The sequence below is a fragment of the Mariprofundus erugo genome, assembly GCF_005818865.1.
GTDB classification, from domain to species: Bacteria; Pseudomonadota; Zetaproteobacteria; order Mariprofundales; family Mariprofundaceae; genus Mariprofundus; species Mariprofundus erugo.
Genome location: NZ_VBRY01000002.1, coordinates 79,225 through 99,314, shown reverse-complemented (window position 1 = coordinate 99,314; position 20,090 = coordinate 79,225). Strand labels below are relative to the sequence as shown.

19 protein-coding genes are annotated in these 20,090 nt (G+C 56.6%); 3 read left to right on the top strand and 16 right to left on the bottom strand.

Annotated elements, in window-relative coordinates:
* Position 1: 1 nt before the first annotated feature.
* Positions 2-595 carry a sigma-70 family RNA polymerase sigma factor gene (locus tag FEF65_RS02440; RefSeq protein WP_138238206.1) on the bottom strand — a complete coding sequence of 198 codons (594 nt, stop codon included), beginning with the start codon at positions 593-595 and terminating at the stop codon, positions 2-4.
* A gap of 110 nt (positions 596-705) precedes the next feature.
* Complete coding sequence (locus FEF65_RS02435; protein WP_138238205.1) at positions 706-1,539, bottom strand: thymidylate synthase; 834 nt, start codon at positions 1,537-1,539, stop codon at positions 706-708.
* 131 nt (positions 1,540-1,670) lie between these two features.
* Here FEF65_RS02435 and FEF65_RS02430 point away from each other — a divergent pair, with 131 nt between their 5' ends.
* Positions 1,671-1,955: an EF-hand domain-containing protein gene (locus FEF65_RS02430; RefSeq protein WP_138238204.1), complete on the top strand. Its 285-nt coding sequence runs from the start codon at positions 1,671-1,673 to the stop codon at positions 1,953-1,955.
* Between the two features lie 275 nt (positions 1,956-2,230).
* Here FEF65_RS02430 and FEF65_RS02425 read toward each other — a convergent pair whose 3' ends face one another.
* Positions 2,231-3,136 carry a secretin N-terminal domain-containing protein gene (locus FEF65_RS02425; RefSeq protein WP_138238203.1) on the bottom strand — a complete coding sequence of 302 codons (906 nt, stop codon included), beginning with the start codon at positions 3,134-3,136 and terminating at the stop codon, positions 2,231-2,233.
* A complete protein-coding gene (locus tag FEF65_RS02420; RefSeq protein WP_138238202.1) occupies positions 3,133-4,041 on the bottom strand; it encodes a cation diffusion facilitator family transporter in 909 nt (302 codons plus the stop codon). Before FEF65_RS02420 ends, FEF65_RS02425 begins: the two co-directional genes overlap by 4 nt.
* 159 nt (positions 4,042-4,200) lie before the next feature.
* Between FEF65_RS02420 and ampD the strand changes: the two genes are divergently transcribed.
* Together ampD and FEF65_RS02410 are read left to right on the top strand one after the other, a co-directional pair.
* Positions 4,201-4,743, top strand: coding sequence for a 1,6-anhydro-N-acetylmuramyl-L-alanine amidase AmpD (gene ampD / locus FEF65_RS02415; RefSeq protein ID WP_138238201.1), 543 nt, complete (start codon positions 4,201-4,203; stop codon positions 4,741-4,743).
* Positions 4,740-5,402: a Crp/Fnr family transcriptional regulator gene (locus FEF65_RS02410; protein ID WP_138238200.1), complete on the top strand. Its 663-nt coding sequence runs from the start codon at positions 4,740-4,742 to the stop codon at positions 5,400-5,402. The genes ampD and FEF65_RS02410 overlap by 4 nt, the downstream gene beginning before the upstream one ends.
* A 4-nt stretch (positions 5,403-5,406) precedes the next feature.
* On the opposite strand, the gene rlmN is transcribed toward FEF65_RS02410, so the two are convergent.
* The 12 genes from rlmN to FEF65_RS02350 all read right to left on the bottom strand — a co-directional run bounded on the left by rlmN (position 5,407) and on the right by FEF65_RS02350 (position 20,071).
* Positions 5,407-6,468, bottom strand: a complete 1,062-nt coding sequence (gene rlmN / locus FEF65_RS02405; protein WP_138238199.1) for a dual-specificity RNA methyltransferase RlmN — start codon at positions 6,466-6,468, stop codon at positions 5,407-5,409.
* Between the two features lie 70 nt (positions 6,469-6,538).
* Positions 6,539-6,883, bottom strand: a complete 345-nt coding sequence (locus FEF65_RS02400) for a 4Fe-4S dicluster domain-containing protein (protein WP_138238198.1) — start codon at positions 6,881-6,883, stop codon at positions 6,539-6,541.
* A gap of 102 nt (positions 6,884-6,985) precedes the next feature.
* Complete coding sequence (locus FEF65_RS02395; RefSeq protein WP_138238197.1) at positions 6,986-7,963, bottom strand: diguanylate cyclase domain-containing protein; 978 nt, start codon at positions 7,961-7,963, stop codon at positions 6,986-6,988.
* A gap of 9 nt (positions 7,964-7,972) precedes the next feature.
* Positions 7,973-9,007: an HD domain-containing phosphohydrolase gene (locus FEF65_RS02390; RefSeq protein ID WP_138238196.1), complete on the bottom strand. Its 1,035-nt coding sequence runs from the start codon at positions 9,005-9,007 to the stop codon at positions 7,973-7,975.
* On the bottom strand, positions 9,004-12,492 hold the full coding sequence (locus tag FEF65_RS02385; protein ID WP_138238195.1) for a response regulator: 3,489 nt from the start codon (positions 12,490-12,492) through the stop codon (positions 9,004-9,006). Before FEF65_RS02385 ends, FEF65_RS02390 begins: the two co-directional genes overlap by 4 nt.
* Positions 12,489-13,466 (bottom strand): cytochrome-c peroxidase, encoded by a 978-nt coding sequence (locus tag FEF65_RS02380; RefSeq protein ID WP_138238194.1) that lies wholly within the window; start codon positions 13,464-13,466, stop codon positions 12,489-12,491. The genes FEF65_RS02385 and FEF65_RS02380 overlap by 4 nt, the downstream gene beginning before the upstream one ends.
* A 96-nt stretch (positions 13,467-13,562) precedes the next feature.
* Complete coding sequence (gene leuD / locus FEF65_RS02375) at positions 13,563-14,204, bottom strand: 3-isopropylmalate dehydratase small subunit (RefSeq protein ID WP_138238193.1); 642 nt, start codon at positions 14,202-14,204, stop codon at positions 13,563-13,565.
* A 12-nt stretch (positions 14,205-14,216) separates the two neighbouring features.
* The gene (leuC, locus tag FEF65_RS02370) at positions 14,217-15,620 is read right to left on the bottom strand and encodes a 3-isopropylmalate dehydratase large subunit (RefSeq protein WP_138238192.1); all 1,404 of its coding nucleotides are present in this window, start codon (positions 15,618-15,620) and stop codon (positions 14,217-14,219) included.
* 199 nt (positions 15,621-15,819) lie between these two features.
* On the bottom strand, positions 15,820-16,710 hold the full coding sequence (locus FEF65_RS02365; RefSeq protein ID WP_138238191.1) for a tyrosine recombinase XerC: 891 nt from the start codon (positions 16,708-16,710) through the stop codon (positions 15,820-15,822).
* On the bottom strand, positions 16,700-17,815 hold the full coding sequence (locus tag FEF65_RS02360; RefSeq protein ID WP_138238190.1) for a DUF484 family protein: 1,116 nt from the start codon (positions 17,813-17,815) through the stop codon (positions 16,700-16,702). The genes FEF65_RS02365 and FEF65_RS02360 overlap by 11 nt, the downstream gene beginning before the upstream one ends.
* On the bottom strand, positions 17,812-19,089 hold the full coding sequence (locus FEF65_RS02355; protein WP_138238189.1) for a L,D-transpeptidase family protein: 1,278 nt from the start codon (positions 19,087-19,089) through the stop codon (positions 17,812-17,814). Before FEF65_RS02355 ends, FEF65_RS02360 begins: the two co-directional genes overlap by 4 nt.
* Positions 19,073-20,071: a L,D-transpeptidase Cds6 family protein gene (locus FEF65_RS02350; protein ID WP_138238188.1), complete on the bottom strand. Its 999-nt coding sequence runs from the start codon at positions 20,069-20,071 to the stop codon at positions 19,073-19,075. Before FEF65_RS02350 ends, FEF65_RS02355 begins: the two co-directional genes overlap by 17 nt.
* Positions 20,072-20,090: the final 19 nt, after the last annotated feature.

Below are 20,090 nucleotides of genomic sequence, written 5' to 3'. Positions count from 1 at the left end.
ATCAGCTGTTTTTCCTCTGTTGTCCGAACCAGTGCAGCTCCAGACAATGGCGCAGCGACAGTCTGGCCCGGTGCATCAGCACATGAAAGTTGGACGGTGAGATAGAGAGATTCTTACAAATATCTTCACTGCTATCACCATCCATTTCGCGAAAAAAGAATACCTGCGCCTGCAAGGGCGGGAGTTTGTCCATGCAGGCCTTCAGGATGTTGTCGAAATCACGGTTTTCCGACAATGCTTCGGGCGAAGCACTCCACGTTTTTGGTGATTCATGCCAGTGACCATCCGTGCCAAACCAGTCGGAGGCTGGATCGTTGCTGACATCGTCGGCCAGTTTTTCCATGCGCGAGCGGGCGCGCATATGATCGATGATTTTGTGTTTCAGGATGCCTGTCAGCCAGGTGCGCAGGGAGGAGGAACCCTGGTACTGATGGTGCGCCTTCCATGCGGCGAGCAGTGTTTCCTGAACAAGATCAAGGGCGGTCTCCCGATCACCGTTTAAGCGCGAGCAGGCAAAGCGATAAAGGTAGTCACCATGGTCGGCAATCCACTCCTCAACGCGTTGCCATTCAGCGCTTGCTGGCTCATGTGCCATGTGCAGCCTGCTCACACCTGTTGCGGACAGGTGTCGGCAAACGATGGCTGATGATCACCGCCATGCCGCTGATGGGTGGCCCGCCGGGATGGCCATGAATCAGTACCTCCCTAAATGGCAATGGGAGCCCGGATGCCCGGATGGCTTTCATAACCGATGAGTTCGAAATCGTCATAGGTGAAGTCGAATATGTTTTTGATGTCCGGGTTCAGCCGCATCGATGGCAATGGCAAACAGTTGCGGCTCAGCTGGGTTTCAACCTGCTCACTGTGGTTGGAGTAGAGGTGGGCATCGCCAAAGGTATGGATGAAATCGCCGGCCTCAAGTTCACACACCTGGGCAATCATCATGGTCAGTAGTGCATAGGAGGCGATATTAAATGGCACGCCGAGAAAAATGTCGGCACTGCGCTGATAGAGCTGGCAGGAGAGCTTGCCATCTGCAACATAAAACTGGAAAAAGGCATGGCAGGGGGCCAGCGCCATTTTTCCCTGCTCCACATTGGCCTGCGGGCTGATCGACTCATCCGGCAGATCGGCGACATTCCACGCAGAGACAATCAGGCGGCGGGAATTGGGCCGGCATTTGATCTGTTCGATCAGGTCGCTGATCTGGTCAATGGTATGGCCTGAAGGGGTTGGCCAGTTGCGCCACTGGTAGCCATAGACCGGGCCAAGATCACCATTTTCGAGCGCCCACTCATTCCAGATGGTGACACCGTTTTCTGTCAGGTAACGGGTGTTGGTGTCGCCTTTGAGAAACCATAGCAGCTCATGAATAATCGACTTCAGGTGAATCTTCTTCGTGGTAACCAGCGGAAATCCGGCGGCGAGATCAAAACGCATCTGGTGGCCGAATACCGATTTCGTACCTGTACCGGTGCGGTCACCTTTTTGTGTGCCGTGATCGCGCACATGGCGCATAAGGTCAAGATAAGCCTGCATGTTCTCCCCATCGGATGAATATCACTACTGCTGCTGTGCTGCTGCCACCACACTGTCCGTGCATGGACTTGTGGCAATCTCATCGGCTATGATGCCGTCTGTCGTCACCCACGGCAATGCGAGGATTGAGTATGTCTGTTCGGAGTTTAAGCGCCATTCTGCTGGTTGTTGTCATGGCTACGCCAGCCTGGGCTGCGCAGAAAACATCCACCGACAAGGTTGTCGATGCCTTTATGGCACTGGATACGGATGCCAGCAGTGCCGTTTCATTTGATGAATACAACGCCATGGTTGAGCAGCAGGCACAGGACCGTTTTGCCCAGATGGATGCCAATCATGACGGCGAGGTCAGTGAAGACGAATATCGCCAGTTCTGGCTTGAGCGAAAGGCCGAGCGCTACCGCTTACAGCGCTGATCGGGCAAGCCGTCCATGGCCCGCAAGGAATCGCTGGATGAATCAGCAGCTCCTTAAGGAGATGCTGATTTATTGCCCTCCTGGCAAAAATCAGTCCGTAAAGGCAAAAGCGTGACAAAGAGGCAGGAAGCCGATTGGACGGCCAAAGGCCGCCCGCAGGGCGAGGGTATGATGCCCGAGTCATTCTGCCTTTACTTACAAGTCAAACACTTACGTGTCTGATTTGGCGAGCCGTCCATGGCCCGCACGGAATCGCTGGATGAATCAGCGATTCCTTAATGGCGGTTGACGCTTATCCTGATGACAAAGTTTCTCCGGCCGGTGCTTGAATAACGACTTAACAGTGCTTCACCGAGCTGGCTGGCCTCACCATTTGAGGCGGCAATTTCCACCTCTTCATTGACCGGGATGGTGAGTTCGGTAGCCGCACCGCTGATATCAATGCGCTGACTCTGTGTGGTGGGCGTGGCGTTCATCCGCATATTGTCGACCTGTCCCGGAGGCAGGCCGGGAGCGGCAGTGGAGCCCAGGTCTATCAGTATCTCATGCTGGCCCTGTACCTGAGTGGTCATGCGCTGCATCCACGGGGTGATGCGGATGTGGACCTGATCATTGCCGGCGGGACGGGCATTAACGCGGAAGCCGGAGGTCACCGGTATCAGCTCCACCCCTTGCGCCTGTACAATGCCGTAAGCGCTGAGCCAGGTACGGGTATCGGCGACCGCTTCGATGGTGCCGACCTCCATGCTGGCCGGCTGGCCGGCGCTTAACAGCAATGAAAATTGCTGGCTGTTCATGCTTTGGTTTTGCTGGTTGTGCATCTGTATGCGCATCCATCCGCCGGGGAGGGCTCCTGCCTGTGCGCTGCCGCTGATGTCGCGTCTGCTATCCCGGTTGCTGCTGCTGTCGGCCAGTGTCATGCGGACAGTGTACTGTTCCGGTGCGCTGTCGAGTCGTTTCAGCAGCGCGCGGGCTTTTTGCAGGTGACTCTCATCATCATCAATGACGAGCATACGCCGTGAGGCAAGTGCCGATACCGTGCCAGCGGGTGACAGCTGGCTGCGTACGGCAGCCGCCGCCTCTTCCAGTGGCAGATAATCAACGGTGACTACATCGGTTGCTGCACGTGCGCTGGTCAGTGGAAGCAGCACTAACAGTAGCAGAAACAGGTGTCTTTTCATGGCAAAAACTCCGGGCGCGGCTCGATCAGTTCGTGTGGATCTTCGTGAATAATCACCTCCGCACCGGGGAACTCTGCGAGAATCCGGTTCTCCACATCATCGGCAATGGCATGAGCCTGCATCAGCGTTAAATCGCCATCCAGCTCCAGATGCAACTGAATGAACTCGGTCATGCCGGATTTGCGGGTGCGCAGATCATGAATGCCGCGTGTCTGTGGATGGGCATGCACAATCTCCTTGATGCGGGTGCGGCGCTCATTGGGAAGCTCCCTGTCCATCAGCAGATCCAGTGCCTCACGGGCAATTTCCCAGGCGCTGAAGAAAATATAGCCGGCGATGGCAATAGCGAAGACGGGATCAAAGCCCGGCCATCCGTAAGAGGCGAGTATCAGGGCCAGTATGACGGCCGCATTGACGATCAGGTCGGTTTTATAATGCAGATGGTCCGCCTTGATGGCAGTTGAACCACTCTGGCGAATCACATACTGCTGGAAAAAGACCAGGCCAAGTGTGGCCAGAATGGAGAAGAGCATGACGCCGATACCGACGCTGACGGCATCAAGTGGTTGCGGATGGGACATGCGGCCGATGGCCTCAAAGCAGAGAAACAGGGCGGATCCGGCAATGAACGTTGACTGGCCGAGACCCGCCAGCGATTCAGCCTTGCCATGACCGAATCGGTGTTGCTTGTCGGCGGGCTCCAGTGCGTGGCGTACGGCCAGCAAATTGAGAATCGATGCCGCAGCATCAAGGCATGAGTCAATCAGGGTTGCCAGCAGGCTGACTGAGTCGGTCATCATCCAGGCGATGGTTTTGGTTAAAATAAGCACCAGTGCGACACCGGTCGATGCATAGGTCGCCATGCGCATCAGTTGCGCTGATTTATCAGGGGAGCTTGTCACCATCGCCCTATTTTGGACGTAAATCGGGTGATAATAAAGGGTGGTGTGACAATGGGTATCACTTTGCAGATTGTTTTTGCCAGGAGGCAATAAATCCATATCCCCGGATGCAACCATTGATTCGGGCATGACAAGCATGGCGACAGTGCCCATGATGAGGCGATGCGTACACTTGTGTCTCCTCACCGGAATGAGCGGCCCGCCGGGACTCTGATCGACCTGATCGTGCTGCATGCGATCAGTCTGCCGGATGGTCAGTTCGACGAGCACTATATTGAGGCTTTGTTTACGGGCTGCCTTGATTGTCGGGCAGAGCCTTCGTTTGCCGATCTGGAGGGATTGAAGGTCTCGGCCCACTTTGTCGTTGGCCGCAGTGGCAGGGTGACACAGTTTGTTGCCTGCGATGAGCGCGCCTGGCATGCCGGTGTATCGACATGGAACGGCCGTGACGGCTGTAATGATTTTTCCATCGGAATTGAAATGGTTGGCGATGAGCGGGTACCGTTCACACAGGCGCAGTACCGGGAAGTCGCCCGTGTATGCCGGGCCCTGATGCAGCGCTATCCGCAGATTACTCCGGATCATATTGTTGGCCATCAGGATGTTGCGCCGGGTCGGAAGTGGGATCCGGGCCGACAGTGGGACTGGCAACGCTTTTCACGCTCACTGAGCCGGATCAAAAACTGTAAACTGGAGCTGTTATGACCGAGGCTGCGATTGCATCGTCTTTTCCTGCGCTTGCCGGCCTGCCGGCATCCGTGCTTGCCGAGCTGACTCACCTGCATCTGGCTCGTGTGCCGAAGGGAACGGTGCTCTTTCGTGATGGTGATCTTTGCCAGGGATACGTCTTTGTCATGCGAGGCTCTGTGCGGGTGCAGAAGATGGACAGGGAGGGGCGTGAAATTGTGCTCTACCGGGTGGAGGATGGACAGACCTGCATGCTGACCACCTCCTGCCTGCTGGCGGGAAGGGCTTATCCTGCCGAAGGTGTAGCCGAGGAGGATACAGAGCTGGTGCTGTTGCCTGCGGCCCGTTTTGATGCGCTGTTGTCAGAGCCCGGCTTCCGCCGCTTTGCGCTTGCCATGATATCCGATCGTATCGCCGATTTGATGGCGCTGATTGAGGATGTCGCCTTTGGCCGGATGGATGTTCGTCTCGCCCGCCGGCTGCTTGAGCTGGACGCCGGCAGTCACGCGTTACAACTGACGCATCAACAGCTGGCAACCGAGCTGGGTACCGCCCGTGAGGTGATCAGCCGCATTCTGAAGGATTTTGAACGTCATGGTTATGTGGCGCTCAGCCGTGGCAAGGTGATTCTGGCGGATACCGCTGGCTTGCAGCGACTGGCTACCGAGCAGGTGTAGCGGTTCAGTCTGCTCTGTTTTTACCTGCCCGGCGTTGCATCACCTCTGTTTTCAGTTGTCCGCAGGCAGCTGCAATATCCCGCCCCCGCGACTCACGTACGACGGCGACCATACCTGCCTCTACCAGTACGGCGCGGAAGGCCGAGACAGTCGCATCATCCGGTCGCCGGAACGGGAGACCTTCATAGCTGTTAAATGGCAGCAGGTTGATGGTGCAGCCGGTTCCGGCCATCAGTTCACACAGACGATGCGCATCATCAAGGGTGTCATTCACGCCGGCCAGTAAAACATATTCGATCAGCACGCGTTTATTGCCGCGAGCGGCAATATAGTCACGCACGGTTTCCAGCAGCATGGCGATCGGGTATTTGCGGTTGATCGGCATGATCTGATCGCGAACGATATCGGTCGTGGCATTCAGGGATACAGCCAGATTACATGGCAGGTTGTCGCTGATCATCCGCTGCATGGCCGGCACCAGCCCCGAGGTGGAGAGGGTGACGCGATTGGGTGAGAAGGCCATGCCTTTCGGATCGGTTGCGATGCGCAGGAAGCGGGCTACTTCGTCGTAGTTATGCAGAGGTTCGCCCATGCCCATTAGCACCAGGTTACGTACCTGTTTGCCGCTGATGCGCTGCCCTGCCATCACCTCTGCGACCATCTCGGCTGCACTCAGATTGCGGGTGAGCCCTGCCGTAGCCGTCAGGCAGAAGGTGCAGCCGACAGCGCAGCCAACCTGGGTCGAGATGCACTGGGTCAGCCGGCCGGCGGCAGGGATCAGTACCGTTTCAACCTCTTTGCTGTCACTCATGCTCAGCAGCAGCTTGCGAGTGCCATCATCGGCCTGTCGCATGGCTGTGCAGGCCGGTTCAAGCAGGAATGTGCGGGTCGCCAGATAGCTTTGCAGCCGTTTTGGCAGCTCAGCCATGGCAGAAAAGTCGGTCTGATAGTGGCGAAAGATGGCTGCGCGCAGGTTATCCGCGTGCGCGCGACTTACGGCGGCTGCATCGCACAGGGCGAGCAGCTGCTCATAGTCCATGCCATTGATCGGGACAGGTGAAGTCATCGCGGGCTAAAAAGAAAAACGCATGCGCAGTGGTGGCTGCGCATGCGTCAGAACTCGGTGCTGTGGTTGATCAGAGGCCGTATTTGGCTTTGTTGGCCGCAATTTCATCGGCTGTTGGTGGTTCATGGTCCTTGACTTCGGCCAGTTCGAACAGATCACGATCTGTATCCGCCATCTCGTTCAGGGCGATATCGGAGGCAAATACATCCGGTACATCCTCTTCAGGGTAGATTGCTTCCCACGGGCACTCCGGCTCGCAAACGGCACAGTCGATGCACTCTTCCGGAGAGATGTAGAGCATATTCGGGGTCTCTTCGGAGATCTCCTTGGGCTGGTAGAAGCAGTCCACCGGGCATACAGCTACGCATGCGGTATCAACACAATCCTTACAAAGCTGGGTGACAACAAAAGCCATGACCAATTACCTCGCGAAAATAATTCAGGCTGCGCACCCTAGCACAGGGTCGGGCCACATTGCTACTGTCGGGGCGATTGCCGGGTTGTGTGGCAACAGTGACTAAAAACCGTTGCTGATCACACGGTTGCGACCATCACGTTTGGCTGCGTAGAGGGCCTGGTCAGCGGCAGCGATCAGCTCGGTCGGCTCATGTTTGAGCATGGGCAGTACGGTTGCCAGGCCGATGCTGACAGTGACGACCGCTGCGACAGGGGAGTGGGCATGCGGCAGTTGCAGGGCCATGACCGCTTTGCGCATGACTTCAGCCACCTGCAATACGCCGCGTGAATGGGTGCCGGGCAGGAGCGCAATAAACTCTTCGCCACCATACCGGGCGACAATATCAGCCGGGCGCTGCAGTACTTCGGCCAGGGCATTGGCCACACGTTGCAGACATTCATCGCCAGCCTGATGACCATAGTTATCGTTGTAGCTTTTAAAGTAGTCGACATCGATCATGAACAGCGAGATTGGCTCTGTTTCACGCATGGCCCGCTGCCATTCCCGCTCAAAGGCCGTATCGAAATAGCGGCGGTTGGCAATGCCGGTCAGGCCATCAAGGGAGCTGAGCAGTTCCAGCGCAAGGTTGGCCTCGGCAAGTTTTTGCCGTTCATTTTCCAGTGCCTGCAAGGCTGCAGCCCTCTCCAGGTGATCGGTATAGGCGCGACTGTGGTGGCGAATACGGGCAATCATTTCGATCGGGTGCGGCATCTTCTCGAGGTAGTCATCGGCTCCACGGGCAAATGCTTCGGCTTTGACCTCCGGTGCGGTGGTGGCTGAAAGCATCAGTACCGGCACCTCGGCAATGGCGGTGCGGCTGCGGTATTCCTGCAGCAGCTCCATACCGCTGATGCCAGCCATCTGCAGATCCTGCAGAATGACCGTTGGCCCGATGTGCTCAGCCATGGCAACGGCCTTGTCGCTCTCATAACAATGATGCAGTTCAATATCGGGGGCTTTTATCAGCATGGAGGCAACCAGCGAGTGAACGAGTTTTTGTTCATCCACCAGCAACACAATCGGGCGCAGTTCGGCCATAAAGGGGGGCTACTGCTCCTGAAACCGGTTCATGATTTCAAGTACTTCATCTAAACTGAGCAGAAAGGCGTCGATACACTGAGGGTCAAAATGCTTTCCCCGCTCATTTTCGAGGAATTCAAGCGCCTGTTCAACCGGCCACCCTTTTTTATACGGGCGCTCTGATGTCAGGGCATCAAAGACATCCGCTACAGCGACGATTCTGCCGCGCAGCGGAATATCTTCACCTGCCAGCCCAAGCGGATAACCGGTGCCATTGAACTTTTCGTGATGGGTGGCGGCAATTTCGGCTGCTACCTGCATCAGGCGTGAGCTGCCCTGTTTGAGAATGTTGTAGCCGCAAATGGCATGCTGTTTCATGACTTCGAACTCTTCCGGTGTCAGGCGGCCCTTCTTCAGCAGGATATCATCAGGCGTGCCTACTTTGCCGACATCGTGCATCGGTGATGCTTCCAGCATGATCTCCTGCTCAGCCTCGCCAAAACCCAGGTTGCGGGCAATCAGGCGGGAGTAGTGAGACATGCGGTTGAGGTGGGCTCCGGTTTCAGGGTCGCGGTATTCAGCCGCCTTGGAGAGCAACAACAGTGCTTCCCGCTCCCGTTGCAGCAGTTCTTCGGTCGCCCGTTTGATGCCCTTGGCCAGCCATTCGGCTCTGTTGGCCAGCTGAAACTGGTTTTTTCGCAGTCGAATCATATTGTTGGTTCGGGCGATAAACTCGGTTTTATCGATCGGCTTGTTAAGAAAGTCGTTGGCGCCGGCCTGAAGGGCCAGGTAGCGCACCTCCTTGCTCTCCTCCGCAGTAATCATGATGACCGGTATGTCTGTGCAGTGCGACAGCTTGCGGAAGCGGCGAATAAAATCGACGCCATCGATATCGGGCATCATATAGTCGACAAGCAACAGATCCGGTTTTTCTTCCTCGCACCAGGCGAGTCCTTTGGCAGCATCGGTAAAGCAGATGGGCGTGCACTCATCCAGTCGGGCAATCATGTGTTTGAGCAACATGACATTGGTTGGGTTGTCATCAACAATGAGTATATTCATGGTTGCTCATCCAGGGGCAGAATTAATGCGGCAAGCTCAAGCAATGCTGATTGCAACTGCTGCAGACAGATGGCGATATCATGCCAGGTCTCTGCTTTTGCCTGCGATTCCATTTTTCGGCATATGTCGGCAATCGCATCGGCTCCGATATTGGCAGCAGCGCCTTTCAGCTCGTGGGCCAGGGCGTAGAGGGCCTCGCCATGGTGATCCCTGAGGGCGGCGGCCATGCCTCCGTTGACAATGCGCTGCATCGAGGACTCGAACAACTGCAATATTTCGCGGATTGCCTCATTGTCATCGCCGAAAAGGTCGCGCATTTGGTCAAGGTTGATACGGCAGCTCTGTGCTGGTGGTGCAGCCGTGTCTGCGTTTCCGTCCGTGTTGGCGGGCTGCCTGGCCACGCGCTGCTCAATCACGGCAGCAATTTTGTCGAAGGAAACAGGTTTGCTGATGTAGTCATCCATTCCTGCTTTCAGGCATGCATCCTTGTCGCCTTTCATGGCATTGGCAGTCATGGCCACAATCAGCTGGTGGCCGCCGTTTTCGCTTTCATGGGCCCGAATCTTTCTGGTTGCCTCGAAGCCATCCATCACAGGCATCTGGCAATCCATAAAGAGGATGTCGAAATGGTTTGCTGCGGCAGCCCGGAAGGCCTCTTCACCATTGGCGACGATGGTAACCTGGCAGCCAAGTTTTTGCATGTGCATCTGGGCGACGCGCTGATTGACCTCGTTATCCTCTGCCAGCAGCACGGATATGCCGTCAAAGCGCGGTATGTCGCCGGAGCTGTCTGTTTGCGGATCAGTTGCCTGCTCCCGGGAGGGCTTGCTGTTGTCAGGTTCCAGTGCGGTGGCGATACAGTCAAACAGATGTGACATGTTCACCGGTTTGGTCAGAATGGCATGGATGCCCGATGTCAGCGCGCGGTTGCGCAACTCAGGCGAGTCGCAACCGGTGTACAGAATTACCGGCATCTGGCCTGTCAGCGTTTGCAGGGCAGCCGTGATTTCCAGGCCGCTCATGTCCGGCAGGTGTGTGGCTACAATAGCCAGCTGAATGGTGCGGGTATGATCCTGCCGAATCAGTGCCAGAGCCTCACTGCCTGATGCAACCGAGATGACATGAACACCCCATGAGCCGAGATAGCGCTCAAGAATGAAGCAGTCATTGGCATCGGCATTGGCTACCAGCACGCTGCTGCCTTGCAGGTGCCGGATGTTAAACTGAGGTTTTTGCCGGTTCAGTTCGGCATCAACAGGCAGGTCGAGCTCGAACCAGAATGTGGCCCCCATGCCCTGCTCGCTGTCGAGGTGAATAGAGCCGTGCATCAGCTCGACAATGCGTTTGCAGATGGCAAGCCCGAGCCCTGTACCGCCATATTTGCGGGTGGTCGTGCCATCGGCCTGCACGAATGGCTGGAACAGACGGGACTGGACCTCCTTGCTCAGTCCGATGCCGCTGTCCTTGACGGCAAATCGCAGCCGTACATGATCGGAGTCGATCATGACAGGGGTGACCTGTATCTGGACCTCTCCGCTTTCGGTGAATTTCACCGCATTATCGGCAAGATTGAGAAGTACCTGGCGCAGGCGTCCGGGGTCGCCTGTGAGGTAGGGGGGGATGGCCGGATCCACATAGGTTTGTAGAGAAAGCCCTTTGTCCCGTGCCTTGATCGCGACGACGCCCGCCGCTCCCTCGACGACCGAAAGCAGTGAAAAACCGGTTGCATCGATCTGGAAATGACCGGATTCAATCTTGGAAAAATCGAGGATGTCATTGATAATGGTGAGCAGCGCCTGGGCTGAGGAGTGCACGGTCTTGGCAAACTCGCGCTGATCGGCATCAAGGTCGGTATCCAGCAACAGGTCGGTCATGCCGATGATACCATTCATCGGAGTGCGTATTTCGTGGCTGACGGTGCTGAGGAACATCGACTTCATGCGCGATGACTCCAGCGCCTGGTCTCGTGCCTCCCTGAGAGCGGTGACGTCGCGACCATACATGTTGACATCGTTGGCATTATTGACCGATGAGTAATCGATTTCGTAGTAGCGTTCGTTGCAACGCAGCTCCATGATTGTATGCCGTTTTTCATCCAGCGCCTGCAGGCATGATGCATAAATGGTTTCCGGCAGTCGGTCTCCGACCGAAATTTGCCAGAAATTCAGCAGGTGGGAGCTGGCCTTGTTGGCATAGATCAACTTGCCATCGGCATCGGCCCGCATGATCGGGGCGGGGTTTTCGGCCGGGAAGCGGGCCAGCGAGGCGCTTTTCTCCTCGGCCTCCTTGCGGGCGGTGATATCGGTACGGATTGCAACATAGCGCTCAATGGCTCCCTGCTGATTGCGGAAGGGGATGATGCTGGTTTCAACCCAGTAAAAGGAGCCATCCTTGCGGCGGTTTTTGACCTCGCCATGCCAGGTTTGGCCGCTGGCAATGGTTTTCCACATTTCGACAAAAAATGATCCGGGATGAAATCCGGAGTTGAGCAGGCGATGATCCTGACCAATCAGCTCTTCGCGACTGTACTGGCTGATTTCACAGAATTTATCATTGGCATAAATGATTCTTCCCGCCTTGTCGGTGACCGCGACAATGGAGTGCTGATCAAGGGCGAACTTCTGATATTCGAGCTCCGACAGGGTCTGTTTGAGCTCCTCGGCCATTTTCTGCTGGCGGTAAATAATGACCAGAATATAAAACAGTAACAGCAGTGCAAAGGCGATCAGGATAGTGGTGAAACGCTCGCTTTTCTCAATATGGCGGCTGTGTCTCTGTTGCTGCAGCCGGACCAGCTTTTCAATGTGTGTGGTGGTTGGAATATCGAGGATTTCCCGGGCCAGTGCATCGACTGCATAGCCTTTGCCGAGCAGGACTTCGGCATGCATAAAAAGATTCTTGACCAGTGCGCGCGTCTCTTCAGGCAGCGCTTGCTGCTCGAAGCCCGCCATCTGCTCACGCAGTGACCGATTCAGGCTCGGTGATGGCATGGCGACATAGCGGTAAAGCCCGCTGACAATGCCGTTTAATCGGGGGCGGTTTGTGCTGTCGAGCATGTCCATCAATGTGGCCGCTGCCACTGGCAGGTAGTGCTGGGAGTTTAAAAAGATGGCACGGTCTGCCGTCATCTGCTCCATGAGCGCTGACTTTTCGTCAACGGCCTGAAACAGGCTGGCTAGCTCCTCCCTGAATGCCGCACTATCACTGGATGTGTCGTTGGCCTCTTCATGGTCCAGCCGCTCCTTTTGCTTCTCCATGGCATTATTGATTTCGATGAACACATCGTAGTTGTTCAGAATGGCCGTGCGCACCATCAGAATCTTTTCATCAAAGCTGTTATCGAGGTCGGTGATATGGTCGAGGATTGCCATCACCCGTTCATGTTGTTTGATGCCGCCATCGGTATGGTCAGGAGCAAAGTTCAGGTAGACAAAGGCCAGGCTGAAGATGGCCACAAACATCAGGTGCATACGAATCGATTTCACGGGTTGTCACCTGCCGGCTCCAGTTTTCCAACCAGTGATTTGAGGAACTCGATGATCAGGGCGGTATCGGCATCAGAGATCTGCCGTCCGAGCTGATATTTGACCATCACGTGAATGGCCTCAGGCAGGGTTTGGGCGGAACCATCATGAAAGTAGGGGGCCGTCAGTGTGACCAGACGCAGGCTCGGCACCTTGAATTTATGCAGGTCTGAGGCCTTGCCGGTGATGGCTTTACGGCCGAGGTCGGCATCGGTCGGGTTGCCTCTGTCCCTGAAGTAGTCACCGAAGATACCGAGTACCTGAAACATATTGCCGCCGACATTGGCGCCCTGATGGCAGGAGATGCAGCCATAGGAGCGGAACAGCTCGTAACCCTTGCGGGCCTGTTCGCTCAGTGCGTTTTTGTCGCCTCGAAGATAGCGATCGAAGGGCGAGTCGATGGTGACGAGTGAACGCTCGAATTCAGCAATTGCGTTTCTGATATGATCTGCGGTTAATCCGTTTTCCCCATAGATGGCGTTGAATGCAGCGACATAGGCTGGATCATCCTTCAATTTGCCGATGATCTGGTCCCAGTTTGAATTCATTTCAATGGGGTTGTGAGTGGGGCCGTTGACCTGATCTTCAAGGGTCGCCGCCCGGCCGTTCCAGAACTGGGCGATGCTGAGGCCGGAGTTGTAAACCGTTGGCGTATTGATACCCCCCTCGGCTCCGTTGACGCCGAAGGAGTGCTTCAGATTATCGACACCGCCGGTATCGAGGCCGTGGCAATGGGCACAGCTGATCGAATTATCGCCGGAGAGCCTGGTCTCATGAAAAAGCTTTTTACCAAGCGTAATCTTTGCCGGATCAAGATCGGCAGGCATCTCCAGCGGCATAATTTCCGAAATGGTGCGTTCACTCTGCGCCAGGACGATGCCGGATCGGGCGCAGACAAGAATCAGTGTCAGGCAAATCATCAAACCGGTTTTCACTCAAGCCTCCAGCCATATGTTGTGGCATTTGAGTTTGAAGCAAGATGGCTGCCAGTCAGCCCGCTGCAGAGCCATCGCTTGCAGCGGGCCAGGGACTCAGGCCGGAAACAGCCAGGGGGCAGTGGCGCGGCGGGCATGCTCATAGGCATGGATGGCATCCGCATGCTGCAGAGTCAGTCCGATATCATCGAGCCCGTTGATCAGGCAGTGACGGCGGAATGCATCCACTTCGAAGGAAAATGACTCACCGGTCGGGGTTGAAACCGTCTGCGCGGGAAGGTCGACAAACAGCGTATAGCCTTCACTTTCTGCGCATTCACGGAACAGCCGGTCGACAATCTTTTCATCCAGAACAATCGGAAGAATGCCGTTTTTAAAGCAGTTGTTGTAGAAAATATCAGCAAAGCTCGGTGCGATCACGCAACTGAAGCCGTAGTCCAGAATGGCCCACGGTGCATGCTCACGCGAGGAGCCGCAGCCGAAGTTTTCACGGGCAAGCAGTATGCTTGCGCCCTGGAAGCGAGGCTGGTTGAGCACGAAGTCCGCCCGCTTTGGACGCTGGCTGCAATCCATCTCCGGCTCGCCACGGTCTTCATAGCGCCATTCATCGAACAGAAACGGACCATAGCCGGTGCGTTTGATGCTTTTCAGAAACTGCTTCGGAATGATTGCATCTGTATCGACATTGGCACGATCCATCGGTGCCACCAGTCCGTTCAACGTTGTAAATGCCTGCATGTCTGACTCCCTTTATGACCAGTCGCGAATATCGACGAAGTGACCGGCAATACCGGCTGCAGCGGCCATGGCCGGACTGACCAGGTGGGTGCGCCCGCCCATGCCCTGACGTCCTTCAAAGTTCCGGTTGGAGGTGGAAGCGCAACGCTCGCCCGGCTCCAGCCGGTCGGCATTCATCGCCAGACACATCGAACAGCCCGGCTCTCTCCACTCGAAGCCCGCCTCACGGAAAATAATGTCGAGCCCTTCTGCCTCAGCCTGCTGCTTGACCAGGCCTGAACCCGGTACAGCCAGCGCCTGTTTAACATTGGCGGCGATTTTCTTGCCTTTGATCATGGCTGCGGCGGCGCGGAAATCCTCGATGCGCCCATTGGTGCAGGAGCCGATAAAAACCTTGTCGACCGGGATTGCATGGATCGGAGTGCCCGATGTCAGCCCCATATAGGCCAGAGCCCTGCTCCAGCTTTCACGTTGTACGTCATCCCTGGCAGCGCTCAGCTCCGGAATTGCAGCGGTGACGGGCAGTACCATCTCCGGGCTTGTACCCCAGCTGACCTGAGGCTCGATTTCGGCCGCGCTGTAGCTCAGCTCCTTGTCGAAAACAGCATCGGCATCCGAGCGCAGCTTGCGCCACATTGTTTCGGCGGTAGCCCAGTCATCACCTTTCGGTGAAAATGGACGATTTTTGACGTAGTCGATGGTGACGTCGTCCACGGCAACCATGCCGCAGCGTGCACCTGCCTCAATCGCCATATTGCACAGGCTCATACGTCCTTCCATGGAGAGAGAGCGAATGGCTGCACCGGAGAATTCGATGGCATAGCCGGTTCCGCCCGCCGTGCCGATTTTTCCGATGATGAACAGTGCCACATCCTTGCCGGTGATGCCGGCTGGCAGGTCGCCGTCAATATTGATACGCATCATCTTCGGATGCTTCTGGATCAGGCACTGGGTGGCGAGTACGTGCTCAACCTCGGATGTACCGATGCCCATGGCGATTGAACCGAATGCACCATGCGTGGAGGTGTGCGAGTCGCCACAGACCACGGTCATGCCGGGCAGTGTCAGCCCCTGCTCGGGGCCCATGACATGCACAACACCCTGGCGAACATCGTTCATGCCGAATTCGGTGATGCCGAATTCGTGGCAGTTGGCATCCAGTGCCTCAACCTGGGCACGGGAAACCGGGTCGGAGATGCCTTTGGCCCGGTCGGTTGTGGGTACATTATGATCAGGAGTGGCCACAGCTGCGCTTGCCTTCCATGGCTTGCGCCCGGCAAGTCTCAAGCCCTCAAACGCCTGCGGACTGGTCACTTCATGGACCAGATGGCGGTCGATGTAGAGCAGTGTTGAGCCATCATCATTGTCTTTGACAACATGCTGCTGCCAAACCTTGTCAAACAGTGTCATTCCCATAGTCACTCCGATCAAATGAAACCGTGTCTATTGCATTTCATTCGCGCGCAACCATAGCGTTGAAGGTGGCAATATAGAAGTGGCCTCTTCACAGCCGCTTATCTCTTTCCGTATCAGCAAGTCCGGCTGAAAAGTGCAGCGCTGTATCGGTATTGGCGGCTCGCGGGACGATCCGGAGCGTTGTCCTCGGGCAAGGTTTTCAGTCTCGGCGGCCTGCGCGCGGGTGAGTCTGGTCGTACACCTCGGTGAGGCGGGCAATATCCAGATGGGTATAGCGTTCAGTTGTACCGAGTGAGGCGTGGCCGAGCAGCTCCTGAATGGCACGCAGGTCGACGCCACCGGCAAGCAGGTGGGTGGCAAAGGAGTGGCGAAGGCGGTGCGGTGTCACGGAGGTGTCGGCTCCGCTGGCCAGTGCGCGCGCTTTAAGCATGCGCTGGACACTGCGCGCAGATAACCGTTCTCCGAAGCGGTTGAGGAAAACGGCCTGCGGATCACGGACGGGGCCCAGCAGGCGCTCATCGAGCCAGTGGCCGAGCAGTTCGGCCGCTCCTTTCGGAAGCGGCACCATGCGCTCCTTCCGGCCCTTGCCGAAGACACGCAGCTCGCATGAGGAAAGGTTGATGGCATCCAGATCAAGGCCGACCGTTTCAGATACGCGCAGGCCGGCGCCATACATGACCGCCAGCAGAGCCAGATCACGCTGTTCATGATGGCCATCCTCAGGCTGCAGCAGGGCTGCCGTCTGCTCAGGAGGCAGGGTGCGGGGGAGTCGGGCCGGCTTTTTCGGCGGGCGGATACCTGCGGCTGCATTGGCGGCGCACAGCCCGCCGGTTACGGCGAAATCAAGAAAACCTGACAGAGCTGAGAGGCGGCGGGCGAGGGTTGCCGCCGACAGGCCTGCGGCATGACCGCTGACCAGCCAGTCCTGAATCTGCGCCCGGTTGATCCGGTCGACCCCGATGGGGCCGCAACTCTTTCCGAATGAGGCGAGGTCACGGCGGTAGGCTGCAATGGTATGGGTCGAGGCCAGCCGCACATGGGTCATTTCATGCAGGTAGGCCGCTACGGCCTCTGTGTAGTCAGTGGCCATCCTGAGGGTGATCCGCGACTTCATGGCGGTTGCCGCCAAGGGCTTTGGCGACATACATCGCCTGGTCTGCCTCTGCTATCAGTGCTTTGACGGTCATGTCCTGGGCCGGTCGCGAGAGTGCGACGCCGACACTGATGCTGAGGCTGTGATCCGACTCGAGTGTGATATCGGCAACGGCCTGCACCGTCTGGGCGGCAATTTCGCGCGCTTTTTCTTCAGTGATTCCAGGCATAAACAGGACGAACTCATCCCCGTCCATGCGAATCAGCGGGTCACTGGCACGCACGAACTTTCTCACCATCGTGCACACGGTGGTCAGGGCGCGGTCACCTGCAGCTTCGCCGGATCGTTCGACAAGTTTGCGGAAATGATCGATGTCAATGTAAAGGCAGGTCACCGTGCTGTTAGGGCCGAACCATTGTGACAGCCGCTGATGGCTGTGGGGTTGCAGGAAACGACGGTTATGGCTGCCGGTGACGGAGTCCGTAACAGACAGGCGGGCCAGGTGCTCCTGGGCGGCAGCGTGTTCCATGGTCAGTCCCACGACCTGGGCCAGATGCTGGAGAAAATCACTGCCCTGATCAGGTGCGAAGCGATCACGCTCTACAGAGCCAAGGCCGAGTACACCAAACGGCCGGTCAGGATCGCCGAGTACGAGCAGGGCGATGGAGCCCAGGTGGCCATCACGGGCATTGAGCCAGGCAAACGGCGTGTCCGGTGACAGGCGCATCAGCCAAACCCGTTTGCGGGACAGCCCCATGTGGCTGATCTCGCCGTTTTCGATCCAGACAAGGTCCCTGTCCGAAAGGCCGTCCAGTTTATGGCTGCCCATGAAGCTTGAACGATCAAGCCAGAAACGGACCATGTCGAGATCGAATCCTGTACGCAGCCCGCGCAACAGGGTGAAGCAGAGATCCTCGGGGTCGGTTGCCTTGAGGACCTGGGATTCAAGCTCGAACATACGCGAAAAAAGCTGTTCATTCTGTCGAAGTCGCTGCATGACCTCGGCGACATAGGCCTTCAGCTCACGGTTTTCATCCGCCATTTTCTGCAGGCGTCGGGTAGAGAGGTCACTGACCTTGTCTGCTGTATGTTCGGCGCTCACAGAGACTCCTCAAGCAGTATCTTCCATGGGCTGGCGGCATCCGGTCTGGCCAGATAGAGACGCTTTTTGCTCGCGTCAGCAAAGTTGTTGGAGCGATAGTGCTGCACAAATTCGGCGACAGCCACTTCGCCTTCCGGCCAGCGGTTGGGGTCATGCATCAGGGTTAAGTCGCTCAGATTGATATCAATAAAGGTTTTGCCCGCATTGACCCGGTGTTTATAACTCTTCCATGCGGCAAGGTTGCGGTTGCCGGAGTGAAATGCCTTGTGATAATGGGAGAGGTAGGCATCGGTGTTCAGGGAGGACCAGTCTCGTCGCCAGGCTTCGATATCCCGTTTGATCGAGTCGGTAAGTTGCTGTTTATCGCTGCGATTGTCGAAGCGAAGGTTCTCACCGACAACGACCCAGGTTTTGCCAAGACTGACATGTTTGGCCATGGCGAGCAGGCGGTTGTTGGAGAGCGAGAAGCAGCCGAGCGTATCCTGTGGCGGGCGGCGACTGACATCCATCGGATAGCCGTGCAGCCAGATGCCGGAGCCATCCTTGTTATGCAGCTGGTCCAGCTCGTTGGGGTAGTCAATGGGGAAGGCAACCGGGCCGTACATCGGTTGCAGATCCTTGCCTTGCAGTTTTTTGATGAAGCGATAGACGCCATTGGGGGTGCGGCCGTCACCTTCGTGATGTTTGTCGCCCTTCACGGAGCCGGTCACGACATACTCATCGGTGATTTTTTTCAGCGTGCCGTCTTTTGCCGGCTGATACACGAACATGCGGCTGCGGGCCTTGTCGAACATGAAGATGCTGGCGACATCCGGGCCCGGTTGCAGAATATCGACCGGATCTCCCTCGATCGGATCCAGCCGGTCCATAAATGCATTCAGACGGGCATCGGCCTCTCCGAGTCCGCTGTTAAGGTCGGCTGAGGCCAGCATCTGGACCTCTTTGCCGCTCCCTCCCGCCTCGCGCACAGCGGCAATGGCCTGTTGGCGGCGGGCCTCTGCTTCAAGCAGTGAAATCAGCGGATCGCTGGCCTTGTCGGCGCTGGCAAGCAGGCGCAGGGCCTGCGCAGGTTTTTCCGTCTTCAGTGCCAGAGTGGCCTGCAGCACCAGCCGTTCCTGTGCGGACAGGTTCTTTACAGCAGCCTCCTGGCCGTTTTGCAGGGCGAGGGATACGTGATCCCACTGATTCGGTTCCGCCATGGCGGCTGCAGAGAGCGGTACCAGCGCCAGTATGGCCAGCAGGCTATAGCAGTAACGCTTACAATGTAGCTTCATGCACGATCTTCCATCCATCCGGGGTTTGTTTAAGCAGCAGCTCTTTTTTGTCGTCGCTGCTGAAGTTGTCCGACCGGAAGCGTTGCAGGAATTTGACCCGGAATTCATCTCCGGGGGTGGCTGCTACCTCAATATGGTCGAGAGATACCCGGATGAATTTTTTGCTGTTGATGATTCTGGCCTTGCTTTTTTTCCACTCATCGATGGAGCTGAACTGGCTGCCGGGATCAAAATTGTCTGCATATGCGGCAAAATATCCGTTTGTATCGCGGTTGCTCCATGCCAGTCGCCATGCTTCGACCGCCGACAGGATATCATGGGTGGCGGGCAGGCTGCCGGCGATGGTTTCATGTGAAACATCTGTTGGTGCGGGGGCTTCTGAAACGGGCTGCTGTGCAGTTGGCAGCGGTGCTGCTACGGCCTGTGCCGGTTGTGGTTGCGGGCGTTTATGTGCGGATTCCGGTGTTGCTTCAGGCAGGGCAGGTTCGGGATCATTGATATGCAGCAGGCGGCTGTAGCGTATTCTCACATCGCTGCGGTCATGTGTTTCCAGTGATTTTTTATAGGCATCGGCAGCCAGTTTGACATACATGTCGCCGATATTCATATAGGCTGTGGTGTACTGGGGATTGAGTTTAAGCGATACCTCAAGTTCATCAACCGCTTCCTGCCATTTGCCCAGTTCGTTGTAGATGACTGCCAGGTTGTTGTGTGGCTCGGCCAGAGATGGCTGCAGGGCGATCACCTGCCGGAATGCGGTGATTGCATCCTGCATTTGATGTGCACTGGCCTGTAATACGCCAAGTTCAAACCACGCATGATAATCTTCGGGGTTTTTGCTGATACGGGCCTTCAAATCGGCTGTCGTCGTCTGTTGCTGCGAGGCGGCCGTTGTTGTCGATGTGGATGGGCCTGCCTGCCCGGATGCGGGGAAGCATAGCAAACTTGCAAGTAGCAATAGCACCGGGAATTTTTCTGACATGCGGGAATCGTAGCGGGGT